At 56.5% G+C, this 15,377-nt stretch carries 16 protein-coding genes and 1 pseudogene; 8 read left to right on the top strand and 9 right to left on the bottom strand.

Annotated features, from left to right (window positions below; all coding sequences use genetic code 11):
• Positions 1-39: 39 nt before the first annotated feature.
• A complete protein-coding gene (gene pepA / locus GTGU_RS09520) occupies positions 40-1,551 on the bottom strand; it encodes a leucyl aminopeptidase (protein WP_038156107.1) in 1,512 nt (503 codons plus the stop codon).
• Positions 1,552-1,808: 257 nt separating this feature from the next.
• Here pepA and lptF point away from each other — a divergent pair, with 257 nt between their 5' ends.
• Both lptF and lptG read left to right on the top strand, forming a co-directional pair.
• Positions 1,809-2,909 (top strand): LPS export ABC transporter permease LptF, encoded by a 1,101-nt coding sequence (lptF, locus tag GTGU_RS09515; RefSeq protein ID WP_038156105.1) that lies wholly within the window; start codon positions 1,809-1,811, stop codon positions 2,907-2,909.
• A complete protein-coding gene (lptG, locus tag GTGU_RS09510; protein ID WP_038156103.1) occupies positions 2,909-3,991 on the top strand; it encodes an LPS export ABC transporter permease LptG in 1,083 nt (360 codons plus the stop codon). The genes lptF and lptG overlap by 1 nt, the downstream gene beginning before the upstream one ends.
• Positions 3,992-4,032: 41 nt before the next feature.
• Here the strand turns inward: lptG and GTGU_RS09505 are convergent, their stop codons facing one another.
• The 3 genes from GTGU_RS09505 to ubiU all read right to left on the bottom strand — a co-directional run bounded on the left by GTGU_RS09505 (position 4,033) and on the right by ubiU (position 7,003).
• Positions 4,033-5,040, bottom strand: coding sequence for a luciferase-like monooxygenase (locus GTGU_RS09505; protein ID WP_038156101.1), 1,008 nt, complete (start codon positions 5,038-5,040; stop codon positions 4,033-4,035).
• Positions 5,041-5,120: 80 nt separating this feature from the next.
• A complete protein-coding gene (locus GTGU_RS09500; RefSeq protein ID WP_038156099.1) occupies positions 5,121-5,999 on the bottom strand; it encodes a U32 family peptidase in 879 nt (292 codons plus the stop codon).
• Positions 6,000-6,007: 8 nt separating this feature from the next.
• Positions 6,008-7,003: a ubiquinone anaerobic biosynthesis protein UbiU gene (gene ubiU / locus GTGU_RS09495; RefSeq protein WP_038156097.1), complete on the bottom strand. Its 996-nt coding sequence runs from the start codon at positions 7,001-7,003 to the stop codon at positions 6,008-6,010.
• Positions 7,004-7,218: 215 nt separating this feature from the next.
• On the opposite strand from ubiU, the pseudogene ubiT reads away from it, so the two are divergent.
• Both ubiT and GTGU_RS09485 read left to right on the top strand, forming a co-directional pair.
• Positions 7,219-7,744 (top strand): annotated as a pseudogene (gene ubiT, locus GTGU_RS09490) (ubiquinone anaerobic biosynthesis accessory factor UbiT).
• A complete protein-coding gene (locus GTGU_RS09485) occupies positions 7,738-8,241 on the top strand; it encodes a GNAT family N-acetyltransferase (protein WP_038156095.1) in 504 nt (167 codons plus the stop codon). The pseudogene ubiT and the gene GTGU_RS09485 overlap by 7 nt, the downstream one beginning before the upstream one ends.
• On the opposite strand, the gene GTGU_RS09480 is transcribed toward GTGU_RS09485, so the two are convergent.
• Positions 8,228-8,527, bottom strand: a complete 300-nt coding sequence (locus GTGU_RS09480; protein ID WP_038156093.1) for a GIY-YIG nuclease family protein — start codon at positions 8,525-8,527, stop codon at positions 8,228-8,230. The genes GTGU_RS09485 and GTGU_RS09480 overlap by 14 nt on opposite strands.
• Before the next feature lie 56 nt (positions 8,528-8,583).
• On the opposite strand from GTGU_RS09480, the gene GTGU_RS09475 reads away from it, so the two are divergent.
• From GTGU_RS09475 to GTGU_RS09465, 3 genes are read left to right on the top strand one after another with little or no spacing between them, the layout of a single operon-like run.
• Complete coding sequence (locus tag GTGU_RS09475; RefSeq protein ID WP_038156091.1) at positions 8,584-9,012, top strand: YhbP family protein; 429 nt, start codon at positions 8,584-8,586, stop codon at positions 9,010-9,012.
• A gap of 3 nt (positions 9,013-9,015) precedes the next feature.
• A complete protein-coding gene (locus GTGU_RS09470; RefSeq protein WP_038156089.1) occupies positions 9,016-9,660 on the top strand; it encodes an NAD(P)H-binding protein in 645 nt (214 codons plus the stop codon).
• Positions 9,661-9,698: 38 nt separating this feature from the next.
• Positions 9,699-10,736 (top strand): permease, encoded by a 1,038-nt coding sequence (locus GTGU_RS09465; protein WP_038156087.1) that lies wholly within the window; start codon positions 9,699-9,701, stop codon positions 10,734-10,736.
• Between the two features lie 44 nt (positions 10,737-10,780).
• On the opposite strand, the gene dolP is transcribed toward GTGU_RS09465, so the two are convergent.
• Genes dolP through GTGU_RS09445 form a run of 4 tightly spaced genes read right to left on the bottom strand, consistent with a single transcriptional unit; the run spans position 10,781 to position 14,445 of the window.
• Positions 10,781-11,356 carry a division/outer membrane stress-associated lipid-binding lipoprotein gene (dolP, locus tag GTGU_RS09460; protein ID WP_038156151.1) on the bottom strand — a complete coding sequence of 192 codons (576 nt, stop codon included), beginning with the start codon at positions 11,354-11,356 and terminating at the stop codon, positions 10,781-10,783.
• Positions 11,357-11,371: 15 nt separating this feature from the next.
• Positions 11,372-11,962, bottom strand: a complete 591-nt coding sequence (gene diaA / locus GTGU_RS09455) for a DnaA initiator-associating protein DiaA (RefSeq protein WP_038156084.1) — start codon at positions 11,960-11,962, stop codon at positions 11,372-11,374.
• Positions 11,963-11,989: 27 nt separating this feature from the next.
• Positions 11,990-12,379, bottom strand: coding sequence for a YraN family protein (locus GTGU_RS09450; RefSeq protein ID WP_038156082.1), 390 nt, complete (start codon positions 12,377-12,379; stop codon positions 11,990-11,992).
• Positions 12,337-14,445, bottom strand: a complete 2,109-nt coding sequence (locus GTGU_RS09445) for a penicillin-binding protein activator (RefSeq protein ID WP_038156080.1) — start codon at positions 14,443-14,445, stop codon at positions 12,337-12,339. The genes GTGU_RS09450 and GTGU_RS09445 overlap by 43 nt, the downstream gene beginning before the upstream one ends.
• Positions 14,446-14,509: 64 nt before the next feature.
• Between GTGU_RS09445 and rsmI the strand changes: the two genes are divergently transcribed.
• A complete protein-coding gene (gene rsmI / locus GTGU_RS09440) occupies positions 14,510-15,370 on the top strand; it encodes a 16S rRNA (cytidine(1402)-2'-O)-methyltransferase (protein ID WP_038156078.1) in 861 nt (286 codons plus the stop codon).
• The last annotated feature ends 7 nt before the right edge of the window (positions 15,371-15,377 follow it).

Below are 15,377 nucleotides of genomic sequence, written 5' to 3'. Positions count from 1 at the left end.
GGCCCGGTAAGCGTAGCGTCACCGGGCGTCAGACGGCAATTACTCTTCGCCGTTAAAACCAGCGCGATTCAGCAGGAATTGCGATAACAGAGCGACCGGGCGACCGGTGGCACCTTTGGTTTTACCGGAACGCCATGCGGTGCCGGCGATGTCCAGATGCGCCCAGTTGTACTTACGGGCAAAGCGCGACAGGAAGCACCCGGCGGTGATCGCCCCGCCAGGACGGCCGCCAATATTCGCCATGTCCGCAAAGTTAGAGTCCAGCTGTTCCTGGTACTCATCGCCAAGCGGCAGACGCCATGCGCGATCGCCGGACTGCTCAGACGCACTGATCAGCTCGTGTGCCAGCGGATTATGGTTAGACATCAGACCGGTGATGTGGTGGCCGAGCGCAATCACACAGGCGCCGGTCAGCGTCGCGACGTCAATCACCGCTTCTGGCTCGAAACGCTCAACGTAGGTCAGTACATCGCACAGCACCAGACGGCCTTCGGCATCGGTATTCAACACTTCGACGGTCTGCCCGGACATCGTGGTCAGCACATCACCCGGACGATACGCACGCCCCCCCGGCATGTTTTCACAGCCCGCGAGTACGCCGATCACATTGATGGGCAACTGCAGCTCTGCAACCATTCGCATCACGCCGTAAACAGCCGCTGCACCGCACATGTCGTATTTCATTTCATCCATGCCTTCGGCAGGCTTAATGGAGATACCGCCGGAGTCGAACGTCAGACCTTTGCCCACCAGCACAATCGGGCGAGCGTCTTCTGTCGGGCTGCCTTTGTACTCAATCACGGACATCAGCGATTCGTTCTGCGAACCGTTACCAACAGCCAGGTAGGAGTGCATACCCAGCTCGCGCATCTGCTGTTCGCCGATGACACGGGTGATGACATTTTTGCTCCAGGCATCCGCCAGCTGGCGCGCCTGAGACGCGAGATAGGCCGCGTTACAGATGTTTGGCGGCATATTGCCGAGGTCTTTCGCTGCCTTGATACCAGCGGCAATCGCCAGTCCGTGCTGAATGGCGCGCTCGCCGCTGGTCAGTTCACGGCGGGTCGGCACATTAAACACCATTTTACGCAACGGTCGACGCGGCTCGCTTTTATTGGTTTTCAGCTGATCGAAGCTGTACAGCGTCTCTTTGGCGGTTTCCACCGCCTGGCGTACTTTCCAGTAGTTATTGCGTCCTTTGACGTGCAGCTCGGTCAGGAAACAGACCGCTTCCATGGACCCTGTATCATTAAGGGTATTGATGGTTTTCTGGATAACCTGCTTATACTGACGCTCATCCAGTTCACGCTCTTTGCCGCAACCAATCAGCAGAATGCGCTCCGACAGCACGTTCGGCACGTGATGAAGCAGCAGGGTCTGACCCGGCTTACCTTCGAGTTCACCACGGCGCAGCAGGGCACTGATGTAGCCGTCGCTGATTTTATCGAGTTGTTCGGCGACCGGGGAGAGGCGGCGCGGTTCAAAGACACCCACAACGATGCAGGCACTCCGCTGTTTCTCCGGGCTACCGCTTTTTACACTGAACTCCATGCACTACGCTCCTGAATCTTAAAGACAACGGCGGTGGCTACAGATAGAATTGAAAGCTTTCGTAACTCATGTCCGCTGTTGCGGTGACTTCATGATATTCTTACTGAGTCTACGGTTTGAACACGTTCGAAAACGTGATGCCGCTGAGTAGTTTAATCTTAGCGATGTTTTCAACGACTCAAGAGAATAAATGACGTTTAAGCCATGAAACAAGCTATTTTCCTGCAACAAGACGGGTTTTTACGGGCGTATTTATAGTGATAATCATAAGATATCTGGTGCGGGAGACGCTGAAAAGCCAGCTTGCCATCCTCTTCATCCTGCTGCTGATCTTTTTTTGCCAGAAGCTGGTCAGGATCCTCGGCGCTGCCGTTGATGGTGAAATCCCGACAAATCTCGTGCTTTCTCTGCTGGGCCTTGGCGTCCCTGAGATGGCGCAATTGATCCTGCCACTGAGCCTGTTTCTCGGGTTGTTAATGACGCTGGGTAAACTGTACACCGAGAGTGAAATCACGGTGATGCATGCCTGTGGTCTGAGTAAAGCGGTATTGATTAAAGCGGCGATGATCCTGGCACTGTTTACCGGCATCATAGCGGCGGTGAACGTGATGTGGGCGGGGCCGTGGTCCTCACGTCATCAGGATGAAGTGCTGGCGGAAGCCAAAGCCAACCCCGGTATGGCGGCGCTGGCGCAAGGGCAGTTCCAGCAGGCCACTGACGGCAACGCGGTATTGTTTATCGAAAGCGTCGATGGCAGCAGTTTTAAAGATGTTTTCCTCGCGCAGTTGCGCCCGAAGGGCAATGCGCGGCCATCAGTCGTGGTTGCCGATTCCGGCCAACTGGCGCAGCACAAAGATGGCTCGCAGGTGGTGACGCTCAACGAAGGGACGCGGTTTGAAGGCACGGCAATGTTGCGCGCCTTCCGCATCACCGATTTCAAAAATTATCAGGCAATTATCGGTCATCAGGCGGTGGCGCTGGATCCGGACGACACCGAACAGATGGACATGCGCACACTGTGGAACACCGATAACGACCGCGCCAGCGCTGAGCTGCACTGGCGTTTCACGCTAGTGTTCACTGTCTTTATGATGGCGCTGATGGTGGTACCGCTCAGCGTAGTTAACCCGCGCCAGGGGCGTGTGCTCTCGATGCTGCCTGCTATGTTGCTGTATCTGGTGTTCTTCCTGTTGCAGACGTCGCTTAAGTCGAATGGCGGCAAAGGCAAACTTGATCCGATGATCTGGATGTGGGCGGTCAACCTGCTGTATCTCGCCTTAGCTGTCATGCTGAACCTGTGGGATACGTTGCCGGTGCGTCGTTTGCGCGCCCGTTTTATGCATAAAGGAGCCGTGTAATGCAGGCGTTCGGCGTTCTTGACCGCTATATCGGTAAAACCATTTTCAACACCATCATGCTGACGTTGTTCATGCTGGTGTCGCTCTCCGGCATCATCAAGTTTGTTGATCAGCTGAAGAAAGCCGGGCAGGGGAGCTACGATGCGATGGGCGCAGGGATGTACACCCTCCTGAGCATCCCGAAAGACATTCAAATCTTCTTCCCGATGGCCGCGCTACTCGGCGCGCTGCTGGGGCTCGGTATGCTGGCGCAACGCAGCGAGCTGGTGGTGATGCAGGCCTCCGGTTTTACCCGTATGCAGGTGGCGCTGTCGGTGATGAAAACCGCGATTCCGCTGGTGCTATTGACCATGGCGATCGGCGAATGGGTGGCACCGCAGGGTGAACAGATGGCACGTAACTATCGCGCACAGCAGATGTACGGCGGTTCGCTGCTCTCCACGCAGCAAGGGCTGTGGGCGAAAGACGGACACAATTTTGTCTATATCGAGCGAGTGAAAGGTGATGACGAACTCGGCGGCGTAAGTATTTATTCGTTCAACAATGAACGTCGCCTGCAATCCGTTCGCTATGCCGCAACAGCGAAATTTGATAACCAGAACAAGCTCTGGCGATTGTCACAGGTCGATGAATCCAACCTGACCAACCCGAAGCAGGTGACTGGCAGCCAGACGGTGAGCGGCACCTGGAAAACCAACCTGACGCCGGACAAACTTGGCGTGGTGGCGCTGGATCCGGACGCGCTCTCCATCAGTGGCCTGCATAACTACGTGCGGTATCTGAAATCGAGTGGGCAGGATTCCGGCCGTTATCAGCTCAACATGTGGAGCAAAATTTTCCAGCCGCTTTCCGTGGCGGTGATGATGCTGATGGCGCTGTCGTTTATTTTTGGCCCACTGCGTAGCGTGCCGATGGGCGTGCGTGTGGTGACGGGGATTAGCTTCGGCTTCGTGTTCTACGTGCTGGATCAGATCTTCGGCCCGCTGACGCTGGTCTATGGGATCCCGCCTGTGGTAGGCGCCCTGTTGCCGAGCGCCTCATTCTTCCTGATAAGCCTCTGGCTGATGATGCGCAAAGCGTAATCAGCCGGTTCCCCCGGCCTTTTGCTGGCCGGGGTGAGGTTTTACCCTAACAGTTCTTCTTTCACCTGCATCGCCAGTTCGAACGAATGCAGCCGTGCCTGATTATCGAAAATCTGCCCGTTGACCATGATTTCATCGGCCTGCGTTTCGCGCAGCATTGATTCCAGCCCGTGACGAATTTTCGCTTTATCACCTACCAGCGACATGCTCAACGCCTGCTGGACGCCGTACTGCTCTGACGGCGTCCAGAACTGATCCATATTCTGGATCGGCGGCGGCAACTGGCCGGTCTCACCGCGACGCAGTTTTACGAATGCCTGCTGCATTGAGGTAAACAGGAATTCGGCATCACGGTTGCTGTCGGCGGCAATAATATTGATGCACACCATCGCGTACGGTTTTTCCAGCCGTTCCGACGGTTTAAAATTGGTGCGGTACAGATGCAGTGCCTGGAAGAGCATATCCGGCGCGAAGTGCGATGCAAAAGCGAACGGCAGGCCAAGCTGTGCGGCCAGTTGAGCGCTGTAGAGGCTCGAACCGAGCAGCCATACAGGGACTTTCTCACCGTAGCCTGGTACCGGACGTACATGCGGATTCGGATCGCGGGCGTCGAACCAGTCCACCAGTTCCGCGACATCGCGCGGGAAGTTGTCGACATCACCGCTCATGTGGCGACGCAGTGCCATCATGGTGCGCTGATCACTGCCTGGTGCGCGCCCCAGCCCCAGATCGATACGGCCAGGATAGAGCGTATTGAGCGTGCCGAACTGTTCGGCAATCACCAGCGGGGAGTGGTTTGGCAGCATCACGCCGCCGGAACCCAAATGCAGTGTGGAGGTATTTGCCGCCAGATAACCAATCAGCACCGAGGTTGCCGCACTGGCGATGCCGGTCATGTTGTGATGTTCCGCCAGCCAGTAGCGGTGATAGCCGCGTTTTTCCGCCAGACGGGCGAGATCTAACGAATGTGAAAAGGCGTCTCTGGCAGACGAGCCCTGGGGGATCGGTGCGAGATCAAGCACCGAAAAAGGAATGGTTTTGTCAGTCATAACGGCTCACTTTGTTACCGGTTAATCTTTTCATACTGCATTAAAGATTAGCTAAAGCTGTTAACAAAGTGAGCTATTTATCAGGCCTGTAGCTCCAGACCGGCAAGGCGTTTCCAGTAGCCGTTACAGTCGCTGAGCGGGGCCAGCGCGAGCGGCGCGGCGCCATTTTCATTGGCGCGGAAGGCATCCAGCATCGCGAACGTCTCGCTGCCCAGCGGCGAAAGACGGACAATATCCACCAGGCCTTTCATCGAGGTTAACTCGTTGCCAAGATTGTAGACGTAACCGCTCATGGTCTGGATCCCGTTCAGCACGAATACCTGCTGATTTTCCTGGGACAGTACGCTGCGTCCGTTGGGGTATTTGATGCAGCAGGTTTCGCATTCATCCTTCGGGCGATCTTCGGAGCGTGCCGTGAAGCAGCGAGCGGAATACGCCAGCGGCAGATGGCCATAGCTCAGCACTTCTACCTCGAACTGGCGGCGGATGCCCAGCTCATCGCATTGATCAAGCAGATTGGCCAGCCAGTCGCGGGAGAGTTCAACTGGCATGCACCAGCGCACCATTCCCTGTTTGAGCAGCAGACGCAGAGTGACGGCGTTGTAGCAGTTCAGCGCATGGCTGGCGACAAAAGGCAGTTTGCGCTCGGCGCACAGATTTACCACGCCGAGATCGCTCGCTTCCAGCAGGAAATCGCCATTGTCGACATAGCGCTTCAGTTCGCTCAGTTCTGACGAGGCCTGCACCAGCGCCAGCGTCGACAACACCACCTGCTTGCCGCTGGTGGCGAGGCTCTTCGCCATGTCTATCCAGTCGCCAACTTTTGTGGCGCGGCGCTTGCTGCAAACCGTTTCGCCAAGATAGATGACATCCGCGCTGCTGTTCGCCGCCTGCTGATAGAACGATTCCAGCGTCTCTTTTGGCCAGTAGTAAAGCACCGGCCCTAATGAATATTTCATCGTATTTCCTACTGCCATTTGCGGTGATAAGCGCCAAGCGTCGTCTGGCTTCCCTCGGACATCGCGCCGAGCGTTTCCATCCAGGTGGCCTGCGGGACGAAGTTCTGCGGATCGGCTATGCAGCGATCGATCGCCTGACGCCACACTTTCGCCACCTGGCTGACATATGCCGGGCTGCGCTGACGACCTTCGATTTTCACCGAGGCGATATTTGCCGCCAGTAACTCCGGCAGCAACTCAAGGGTGTTGAGGCTGGTCGGCTCCTCCAGCGCGTGATAGCGCTCGCCGTCCACCAGATAACGCCCCTTGCACAGTGTCGGGTAACCGGCATTTTCTCCATCCTGATAACGGTCGATCAGCACTTCGTTAAGGCGTGATTCCAGACCCTGCGGCGTCTGCTGCCAGCGGACAAAGCGGGCAGGAGAACACGCGCCGACGGTATTGGGGGATTCACCGGTTAAATAAGACGACAAGTAGCAGCGCCCTTCGGCCATGATGCACAGGCTACCAAACGCGAAGACTTCCAGCGGCACTGGCGTAGTCCGCGCCAGTTGCTTAACCTGATGGATGGAGAGTACGCGCGGCAGCACCACGCGCGCCACGTCGAAATGACGGTGATAAAAGCGAATCGCCTCTTCGTTGGTGGCCGATGCCTGAACCGAGACATGGCGTTCGATATGTGGATAACGCTCTGTGGCATACTCCAGCATGGCGAGATCAGCGAGGATCAGCGCGTCTGCGCCCAATTGCGCCGCCATATCCACCGCGCGCTGCCAGCGGATGTAGCCGTCCGGGTGAGCGAAGGTGTTGATGGCGATGTGTAATTTACGGCGATGCTGATGCACAAAGCTGACCGCTTCCTGCAGTTTTTTTTCGGTGAAGTTAAGGCCGGCAAAATGTCGGGCGTTGGTATCATCCTTCAGCCCGATATAAACAGCGTCCGCGCCGTTTTCAATGGCCGCCTTAAGCGCCGGGAGGTTTCCGGCAGGGCAGAGCAGCTCCATAATATTTCCTGAAAGCGCGATCGGCTGGATCGCAAGAATTGTTAACGAACTGGGATTTTAGTTAACCCATCAGCAATAATTTTTGATTTGAGGCAGTTAAAAGCGTATTGATGGCACCAATAGTGAGTAGTAATGATGTTTGTTGATTTGCGACGCTATGTCATTTATCGGATATGGCAAAATAGAGGCACTACAGATTTCAGGGAGTAAAGCTCGTGTTGGATAAACTGCGTTCACGCCTGGTGCATTTAGGTCCGTCTCTGATGAGCGTGCCGGTTAAACTGACGCCATTTGCCCTTAAGCGTCAGGTACTGGAGCAGGTCTTAAGCTGGCAATTCCGCCAGGCGCTGGCCGACGGGGAACTGGAGTTCCTTGAAGGGCGCTGGTTAAAAAATAGCGGTGCGTGATATCGACCTGACGTGGTTCACCACCGTAGAAAACGATCGTCTGATCGTGAGCCAGTCTGCGGAGGCAGATGTCAGTTTTAGTGCGGATGCCAGCGATTTGCTAATGATTGCCGCGCGCAAACAGGACCCGGATACGCTCTTCTTCCAGCGTCGCTTAGTGATTGAAGGCGATACGGAACTGGGGCTGTATGTCAAAAACCTGATGGACGCCATTGAGCTTGAGCAGATGCCGAAAGCGTTGCGCATCATGCTGTTGCAACTGGCGGACTTTGTTGAGGCTGGGCTGAAAAGCGAGTCGACAACCAAACACACATCGGTAGGTGAGCCATGCTGATTCGAGTTGAAATTGGAATCGATGCACCGGGGATAGACGCTCTGCTGCGCCGTTCATTTAACCGCGATGACGAAGCAACACTGGTGCATGATCTGCGGGAAGATGGTCTGGTGACGCTGGGGTTAGTGGCGACCGACGACGACGGGCAGGTGGTGGGCTATGTTGCCTTCAGTCCGGTCACCGTGAACGGCGATGATCTGCAATGGGTCGGTCTGGCACCGCTGGCGGTCGACGAACATTACCGCGGACAAGGCCTGGCGCGGCAACTGGTCTACGAAGGACTGGACTCACTGAATGAGTTTGGTTACGCCGCTGTAGTGGCGCTGGGCGAGCCGGCGTTGTATAAAAAACTCGGTTTTGAGTTAGCGGCGCAGCATGATTTGCGCTGTCGCTGGCCGGAAACACAGGACGCGTTCTTTGTTCACCGTCTGGCGGATGACGCCCTGAACGGTGTTCACGGTCTCGTCGAGTATCACGACCATTTCAATCGCTTTTAAGCACTGACGTTTGCAGGCTCGCCAGCAGAGACTCAAACGTCCCGTCTCCGGCCACGAGGCGCTCTTTCTGGCGCTTTGTGAGCTGTTTGATCCGGTACTCCAGCCGTAACGCAAGTGAGCGTTCGCCAACCTCGCCAGAGAACACCAGCCGCAACTCACCTTTCCCACGCAGCGCTTTCGCCCCTTTTCCGCATTGATGTTGCAAAAAACGCCGTTCGACATCGGTGGTGATCCCGGTGTAGAGATGATTGTCAGCGGTACGAATCAGATAGAGAAACCAGCGCACGATGAAAGATGTCAGTATGTTAAGGTGAAGGCACCTTAGCACAAGGAAAGAATAAGATGGAAACTCCTGATGCCATCAGTCGCTGGCTGGTGAAACAGCATGTCGTGACGTGGTGTGTTGCAAGCCAGGGCAATCTCTGGTGTGCCAACGCCTTTTATCTCTATGATCCGCAACGCGTGGTGTTTTATCTGCTTACTGAGGATAACACCCGCCACGCGCAGATGACGGGCAACAAAGCGCCGGTAGCGGGAACCGTCAACGGCCAGCCGAAAACCGTGGCGCTGATCCGTGGTGTGCAGTTTACAGGAGAGATCCGGCGGCTGGAGGGGGAAGAGAGCGAGGCAGCGCGCGCACGTTACAACCGGCGATTTCCGGTTGCCAGAGCGATGTCGGCGCCGGTGTGGGAAATCCGTGTCGATGAGCTAAAATTCACTGACAATACGCTGGGGTTTGGTAAAAAAATCCACTGGTTGCGTCAGGAGTAATGCATGAGTCAGGTTCTTATCACCGGTGCCACCGGTCTGGTTGGTGGGCACTTACTGCGGATGTTGATTCAGGAGCCGCGCATCAACGCCATCGCAGCACCGACGCGTCGCCCGCTGAGCAACATGCCTGGCGTGCTCAATCCCCACGATCCTCAACTCACGGACGCACTCGCGCAGGTGACCGACCCTGTTGACATCGTTTTTTGCTGTCTGGGGACGACGCGCCGCGAGGCGGGCAGCAAAGAGGCATTTGTACATGCCGATTACACGCTGGTGGTGGATACCGCATTGACCGGACTGCGTCTGGGGGCGAAGCATATGCTGGTGGTAAGCTCGATGGGCGCGAATGCGCATTCGCCTTTTTTCTACAATCGCGTGAAGGGCGAAATGGAAGCGGCGCTGATGGCGCAGTCCTGGGAACGACTCACGATTGTGCGTCCGTCAATGTTGCTTGGCGAAAGGACAAAACACCGTCTGAATGAGTCGCTGCTGGCACCGCTGTTCTCGCTGCTACCGGGAAACTGGAAGTCGATTGCCGCCAGAGACGTTGCCCGCGCGATGCTGCGTGAAGCACTCTCGCCTTCTCACGAAGGAGTAAACATTATCTCCTCCGCAAAACTGCGTGAAATTGCCGAAAACGAGGCGTAATATTCCCCGACTTCACTTCAAAATCCCTGGGGAATGCTATGGCTGGTCAGTCTTCATCTCAGGCGGCGACACCATTTCAGTGGTGGAAACCCGCACTCTTTTTTCTCGTTGTTATCGTTGGTCTCTGGTATGTGAAATGGCAGCCGTATTACGGCAAAGCCTTTACCGCCGCCGAAACACACAGCATCGGTAAATCCATTCTTGCTCAGGCGGACAGCAATCCGCTTCGCGCCGCATGGGATTACGCGCTGGTCTATTTTCTTGCCGTCTGGAAAGCCGCCGTACTGGGCGTGATTCTCGGGTCATTAATTCAGGTGCTGATCCCACGTGACTGGCTGATTCGCACGCTGGGGCAGCGCCGTTTTCGCGGCACGCTGCTGGGCACACTATTTTCATTGCCTGGCATGATGTGCACCTGTTGTGCGGCGCCAGTGGCGGCGGGAATGCGTCGTCAGCAGGTGTCGATGGGCGGTGCACTGGCGTTCTGGATGGGCAACCCGCTGCTTAACCCGGCGACGCTGGTATTTATGGGGTTTGTCCTTGGCTGGCAGTTTACCCTCATTCGCTTTGTGGCCGGTCTGGCGACGGTGCTGGTGGTGGCAACACTAGTGCAGAAATGGGTGAAAGAGACGGCGCAACAACCTTCGCCAGTAGAGCTGGAGGTGACGCAACCGCAGGGCAGCTTCCTGTCGCGCTGGCTGAACGCGCTGTGGTCGCTGTTCTGGAGTACCATCCCGGTTTACATTCTGGCGGTGCTGGTTCTCGGCGCGGCGCGCGTCTGGCTGTTCCCGCATGCGGACGGTTTAGTCAGCAATACGCTGTTCTGGGTGGTAGCGATGGCGATTGCCGGCTGCCTGTTCGTCATCCCGACTGCGGCGGAAATCCCTATTGTGCAGACGATGATGCTTGCGGGGATGGGGGCTGCGCCCGCGCTGGCATTACTGATTACGCTGCCGGCCGTGAGCGTGCCGTCGCTGATTATGCTGCGAAAAGCCTTCCCGGCAAAAGCGCTGTGGCTAACCGGTACGCTGGTGGCCCTGTGTGGCGCCGTGACGGGGGGAATTGCGTTACTATAAGCTGAAAACGCCCGGTTCACATCGCGTGACCGGGCGATTCATCGTTACTTCAGGTAGGTGAACGCGGTGGTGACATGCTTAACACCGCTCACGCGGCTTGCGATATCGGCAGCGGCTTTCCCTTCACGATCGGTCACCAGACCCATCAGGAACACTTCGCCGTTTTCCGTCGTCACTTTCACGTTAGAGGATTTCACCTGGTCGCTGCTCAGCAACTGAGAGCGGACTTTGGTAGTGATCCAGGTATCCGAAGAGGCTGTGCCGATGCTGACTGGCGCGCCCTGACGAATTTCGTTAAACACTTCCGTTGCGCCGTCCACGCCCATCGCGATCTGTTTAGCGCGGGAGGCGAGTTCGGTATTCGGCGCCTGACCGACCAGCAGCACTTTGCCCTGATACGCCGTCACGTTGATACGGGCTTCTTTCTTCAGTTGTTCATCTTTTGACAGGGCGCTGTTGACGCGAAGTTCCAGCGTGCCATCGTCTACCTGCGTGCCGACAGTACGCGGGTCGGTGGCGGCCTTGGTGCCAACGGCTGCTGTGCCGACAACGGCTGCAGCAACGCATCCCTGAAGCAGCAGCGCGGTAATAAGGACTGCGAGGGGCGAAAATACCTTCACCTTCATATGTACTCCTTAATCGTCCTGGTGTGGGAAGAGCGTGTTATCAATCAGATCGCACAGACAGTTAACCGTGAGCATGTGCATCTCCTGGATGCGCGCGCTGCGGTGGGAAGGGATGCGAATTTCGACATCCTGCTGCCCGAGCAAACCTGCCAGTTCGCCACCGTCGTAGCCCGTTAAGGCCACAATGGTCATGTCCCGGGTTACGGCGGCTTCCACAGCTTTCACGATATCGCGGCTGTTGCCGCGCGTCGAGATAGCCAGCAGTACATCACCCGCATGGCCCAGCGCACGTACCTGTTTTGCATAGATTTCATCATGCAGGCGATCATTTGCAATCGCCGTTAAGACCACATTATCAGTATTTAGTGCAATCGCAGGTAAACTGGGTCGTTCTGTCTCGAAACGATTGATCATGCTGGCAGCAAAATGCTGTGCGTTGGCGGCCGATGTGCCATTGCCACAACAGAGAATTTTGTTGCCGTTAAGCAAAGACTGTACCAGCGTCATGGCTGCGCGGGAGATAGCATCAGGGAGAGCTTCCGCCGCTGCAATCTGGGTTTGAATGCTTTCCGTAAAGCAGACTTTAATTCTTTCGAGCACGATTTCCCTTAACATTTCAAGCTGACGCTATTCGTCGAAGGCGTTCTGGAGCCATTCGATTTCGTTGCCCGTGAAGGCTACCACATCAAAACGGCAATCCACAGTATCAAAACTCCCATTATGACGGGCGAGCCAGAGACGGGCCGTCTGCAGGAGTTTCTGTTGTTTGCTACGGGTCACGCTGGCGGCGGCTCCGCCATAATGTGCGGATTGCCGGAAGCGAACCTCAATAAAAACGGTGACGCGCCCCTCTTGCATAATGAGGTCGATTTCACCGTTTCGTTCTCGTATGTTAGCGGTGATAAACCGCAATCCCTGATTTTCCAGCCAGCGACGCGCGCGAAGTTCCCACGCGTCGCCGATCTGTTTACGGCTTAACTGGCCGGGACGACCTGTCCCTGCTGGTACTGGAGCCATGATAACTTCCTGTTGATCACGCAGTCGGCGTTGGCGCTCAGATCGCCGGTATTGCCGTTCAGCTCAAAGCCTGGCATCTGGCGCATTTGTGAGAAGTGGTTCGCCAGCGCCCAGGCATCCGCACCCATCGCATACAGGCGCGCCAGAGAATAATCATTACGCACGGCGCTCAGCGCCTGTTGCATCAGCGCCGGGTTGCTGCCGGCCAGCATTGGGATCTCGCTGAACTGCAATCCTTCCATTTCGAGACGGAAATCCGGCCCGGCGACACCACCGGCGCTGCGGGAGCTGGCATACAGAGTAGTCCCCGTCTGGCTGCCGTTACGCATGGCGATCATCGGTTTGATATAGGCGATCTCTTCAGGCGTAGCGATAATATAAGCCGCATCGATTTTGCTGCCGCTGGTGATTTGCGCATCGGTCGGGGGTGCCGGAATGTTCAGCCCGCCAATGGTCACGCCCTGCTGTTGCGGCAGGCTGGAGGCCACTGGGGTGCCGGTCAGCGCGATACCCGAACCACCATTAACTCCCATTCTCAGTTCTGCAGCAGAGCCAAAGCGCTGCTGAAGGACGATACCGCCACCCAGTGTCTGCCACTCTTCGGCAAAGGCGGCAGCAACGCGGTTGCCGAGGTCGCTTCGTGGAAGCAGCAGTAATGGCGACTGCTTGCCCTGCTGGTGAATATGGCGCGCCGCATCACGGGCTTCATCTTCCGGAGAGAGCGCAAAGTAACAGACGTTAGCCCGGTTCTCGACCTTTTCCGGCTGGTTCAGCGCCAGTACGTTCAGCGAGGTATTGGTTTTGAGCAGCTCTTCAACGTTATTTTTTAACAGCGGCCCGACGACCAGCGTCGCGCCATCCTGCTGCGCCTGCGCCAGCAGTTGATCCATCGACTGAGTGGTGGTGTCGTAGATTTTCAGCACAGCGGACGGGTTTGCCGGTGTGACGGCAACGGTCGGTGCTGGCTGCGCGTTATTAGGCGCTGCGGGTGCCTGTGTCTGTTCCTGCGGCTGAGCCTGGTCGGCGACGGGTGCCTGAACCGGGGCCTGCGCCTGTTCAGGGACGGGCGTCTGAGGCTGTTCCGCCGTGCCTTCGGCGGTCAGATCACTGACTTCGGCCTGTGCCGGGCTGATCACGCTCTGATTAGCACTGGCGACCTGAGCGACCTGCTCAGGTACGGCACTGCCGGTAACAGTGCCGATGTTGCCGTTTTTTGCCGCTTCAAAACCCTGCTGGATGGTCCGGCCAAAGACAGCGGCCTGGCCATTCAATGGCAGCATCAGGGCGATGGTGTCCACTGACGCTGGCTTGAAATTCTGCACGTTCACCAACTGTGTTGGCAGCATTTTCGCACCAGGGTTCTGAGGATAGCGGGTCTGCCAGTCCTGAACGCCTGCTTTCATCATGTTGGGATCGTTGCGGTTATCAAACCAGACACGCTGCAGATCCAGCCAGCCCTGTAGTACGTTTTCGTCGGCATTGATGACCAGCGCGTTCGCCTGTTCCTGTGTCATAGAGGAGAGCGCTTGCCAGGTGGCATCAATATTTTTCTGTTTATCCTGCGCGGTCGCCAACAGCGGCTCCTGCGCAATCAGCGCCCGCAGTAGCGCGAGCGACGGCTTTCCCTGCTGCGCGACGATACTGTCCTGCCAGAATCGCGCCTGCTGCGCCTCTTCAAGGCTGGATACATCGATTTTCGCCAGCAGCGCCTGGGCACCCATGAAATCTTTCTGCGCCAGCTTCAGCTCAATTGCCAGCAATGACTGCTCCTGACGCTGGTCGTCGTTCAGCTCTTGCGGCAGTTGGTTGAACAATTCACTCGCCTGCTGGCTTTTGCCCTCTTTGAGCAATGCACGAATGGCGAGTAATTGCCAGTTGGTCTTGCTATCATCAGCGCTTTGTTGCATTTGCTGCAGATAGTAACCAGAGTTTGCCTGCGCGGCGCCCTGAAGGTGAGCCGTGCTCTGGTCAGTAGACTGGGTGCCACAGCCGGCGAAAAGTAACGCTGCAACAACAAGAGGCAGACAGCGCGCGGCTTTCGAACGAAGAAAAGTAGACGGTACCATACTGTATCCAGTGGTTATTTTTATACGCAATGCTCAATATTAAATCGGCTATACGGACGAAACAATGAAACAACACGATTCCGCAGATAAATCTCAAGGTCAGCTCTATATTGTTCCTACTCCGATCGGGAATCTGGCTGATATCACCCAGCGTGCGTTAACCGTGTTGCAGGATGTCGATCTTATCGCCGCCGAGGACACACGTCATACCGGTTTACTGTTACAGCACTTTGCGATTAATGCCCGTTTGTTTGCTCTTCATGACCATAACGAACAGCAAAAAGCGGACACGCTACTGGCAAAACTGCAGGAAGGGCAGAACATCGCGCTGGTGTCTGATGCCGGTACGCCATTGATTAATGATCCGGGCTATCACCTGGTACGCACTTGCCGTGAAGCCGGGATCCGCGTGGTGCCGCTGCCGGGGCCGTGCGCGGCCATCGCCGCCCTCAGCGCCGCCGGTCTGCCTTCGGACCGTTTCTGTTATGAAGGTTTCCTGCCTGCCAAATCTAAAGCGCGCCGGGATGCGCTGAAAGTGCTGGAAGAAGAGCCGCGCACGCTGATTTTTTATGAGTCCACTCACCGTCTGCTGGAGAGCCTGGAAGATGTCTGTGCGGTGCTTGGCGAATCCCGTTACGTGGTGCTGGCGCGCGAACTAACTAAAACCTGGGAATCGATCCACGGTGCGCCGGTCGGCGAACTGCTGGCCTGGGTGAAAGAAGATGAAAACCGTCGCAAGGGCGAAATGGTGCTGATCGTCGAGGGTCATAAGGCGCAGGAAGATGCACTCCCCGCCGACGCCTTACGTACGCTGGCGCTGCTGCAGGCCGAACTACCGCTGAAAAAAGCGGCGGCGCTTGCTGCAGAAATCCACGGCGTGAAGAAAAACGCGTTGTACAAATACGCGCTGGAGCAGCAGGGGTAATCACGTA

Origin of the sequence: Trabulsiella guamensis ATCC 49490 (genome assembly GCF_000734965.1) — a bacterium.
GTDB lineage: Bacteria > Pseudomonadota > Gammaproteobacteria > Enterobacterales > Enterobacteriaceae > Trabulsiella > Trabulsiella guamensis.
This window is presented reverse-complemented; position numbering and strand designations above follow the sequence as displayed.

Coding starts and splice junctions, on each gene's coding strand:
- pepA (WP_038156107.1), bottom strand. CDS start 1,551: ATGGAGTTCAGTGTAAAAAGCGGTAGCCCGGAGAAACAGCGGAGTGCC.
- lptG (WP_038156103.1), top strand. CDS start 2,909: ATGCAGGCGTTCGGCGTTCTTGACCGCTATATCGGTAAAACCATTTTC.
- GTGU_RS09505 (WP_038156101.1), bottom strand. CDS start 5,040: ATGACTGACAAAACCATTCCTTTTTCGGTGCTTGATCTCGCACCGATC.
- GTGU_RS09500 (WP_038156099.1), bottom strand. CDS start 5,999: ATGAAATATTCATTAGGGCCGGTGCTTTACTACTGGCCAAAAGAGACG.
- ubiU (WP_038156097.1), bottom strand. CDS start 7,003: ATGGAGCTGCTCTGCCCTGCCGGAAACCTCCCGGCGCTTAAGGCGGCC.
- GTGU_RS09485 (WP_038156095.1), top strand. CDS start 7,738: ATGCTGATTCGAGTTGAAATTGGAATCGATGCACCGGGGATAGACGCT.
- GTGU_RS09475 (WP_038156091.1), top strand. CDS start 8,584: ATGGAAACTCCTGATGCCATCAGTCGCTGGCTGGTGAAACAGCATGTC.
- GTGU_RS09470 (WP_038156089.1), top strand. CDS start 9,016: ATGAGTCAGGTTCTTATCACCGGTGCCACCGGTCTGGTTGGTGGGCAC.
- GTGU_RS09465 (WP_038156087.1), top strand. CDS start 9,699: ATGGCTGGTCAGTCTTCATCTCAGGCGGCGACACCATTTCAGTGGTGG.
- GTGU_RS09450 (WP_038156082.1), bottom strand. CDS start 12,379: ATGGCTCCAGTACCAGCAGGGACAGGTCGTCCCGGCCAGTTAAGCCGT.
- GTGU_RS09445 (WP_038156080.1), bottom strand. CDS start 14,445: ATGGTACCGTCTACTTTTCTTCGTTCGAAAGCCGCGCGCTGTCTGCCT.
- rsmI (WP_038156078.1), top strand. CDS start 14,510: ATGAAACAACACGATTCCGCAGATAAATCTCAAGGTCAGCTCTATATT.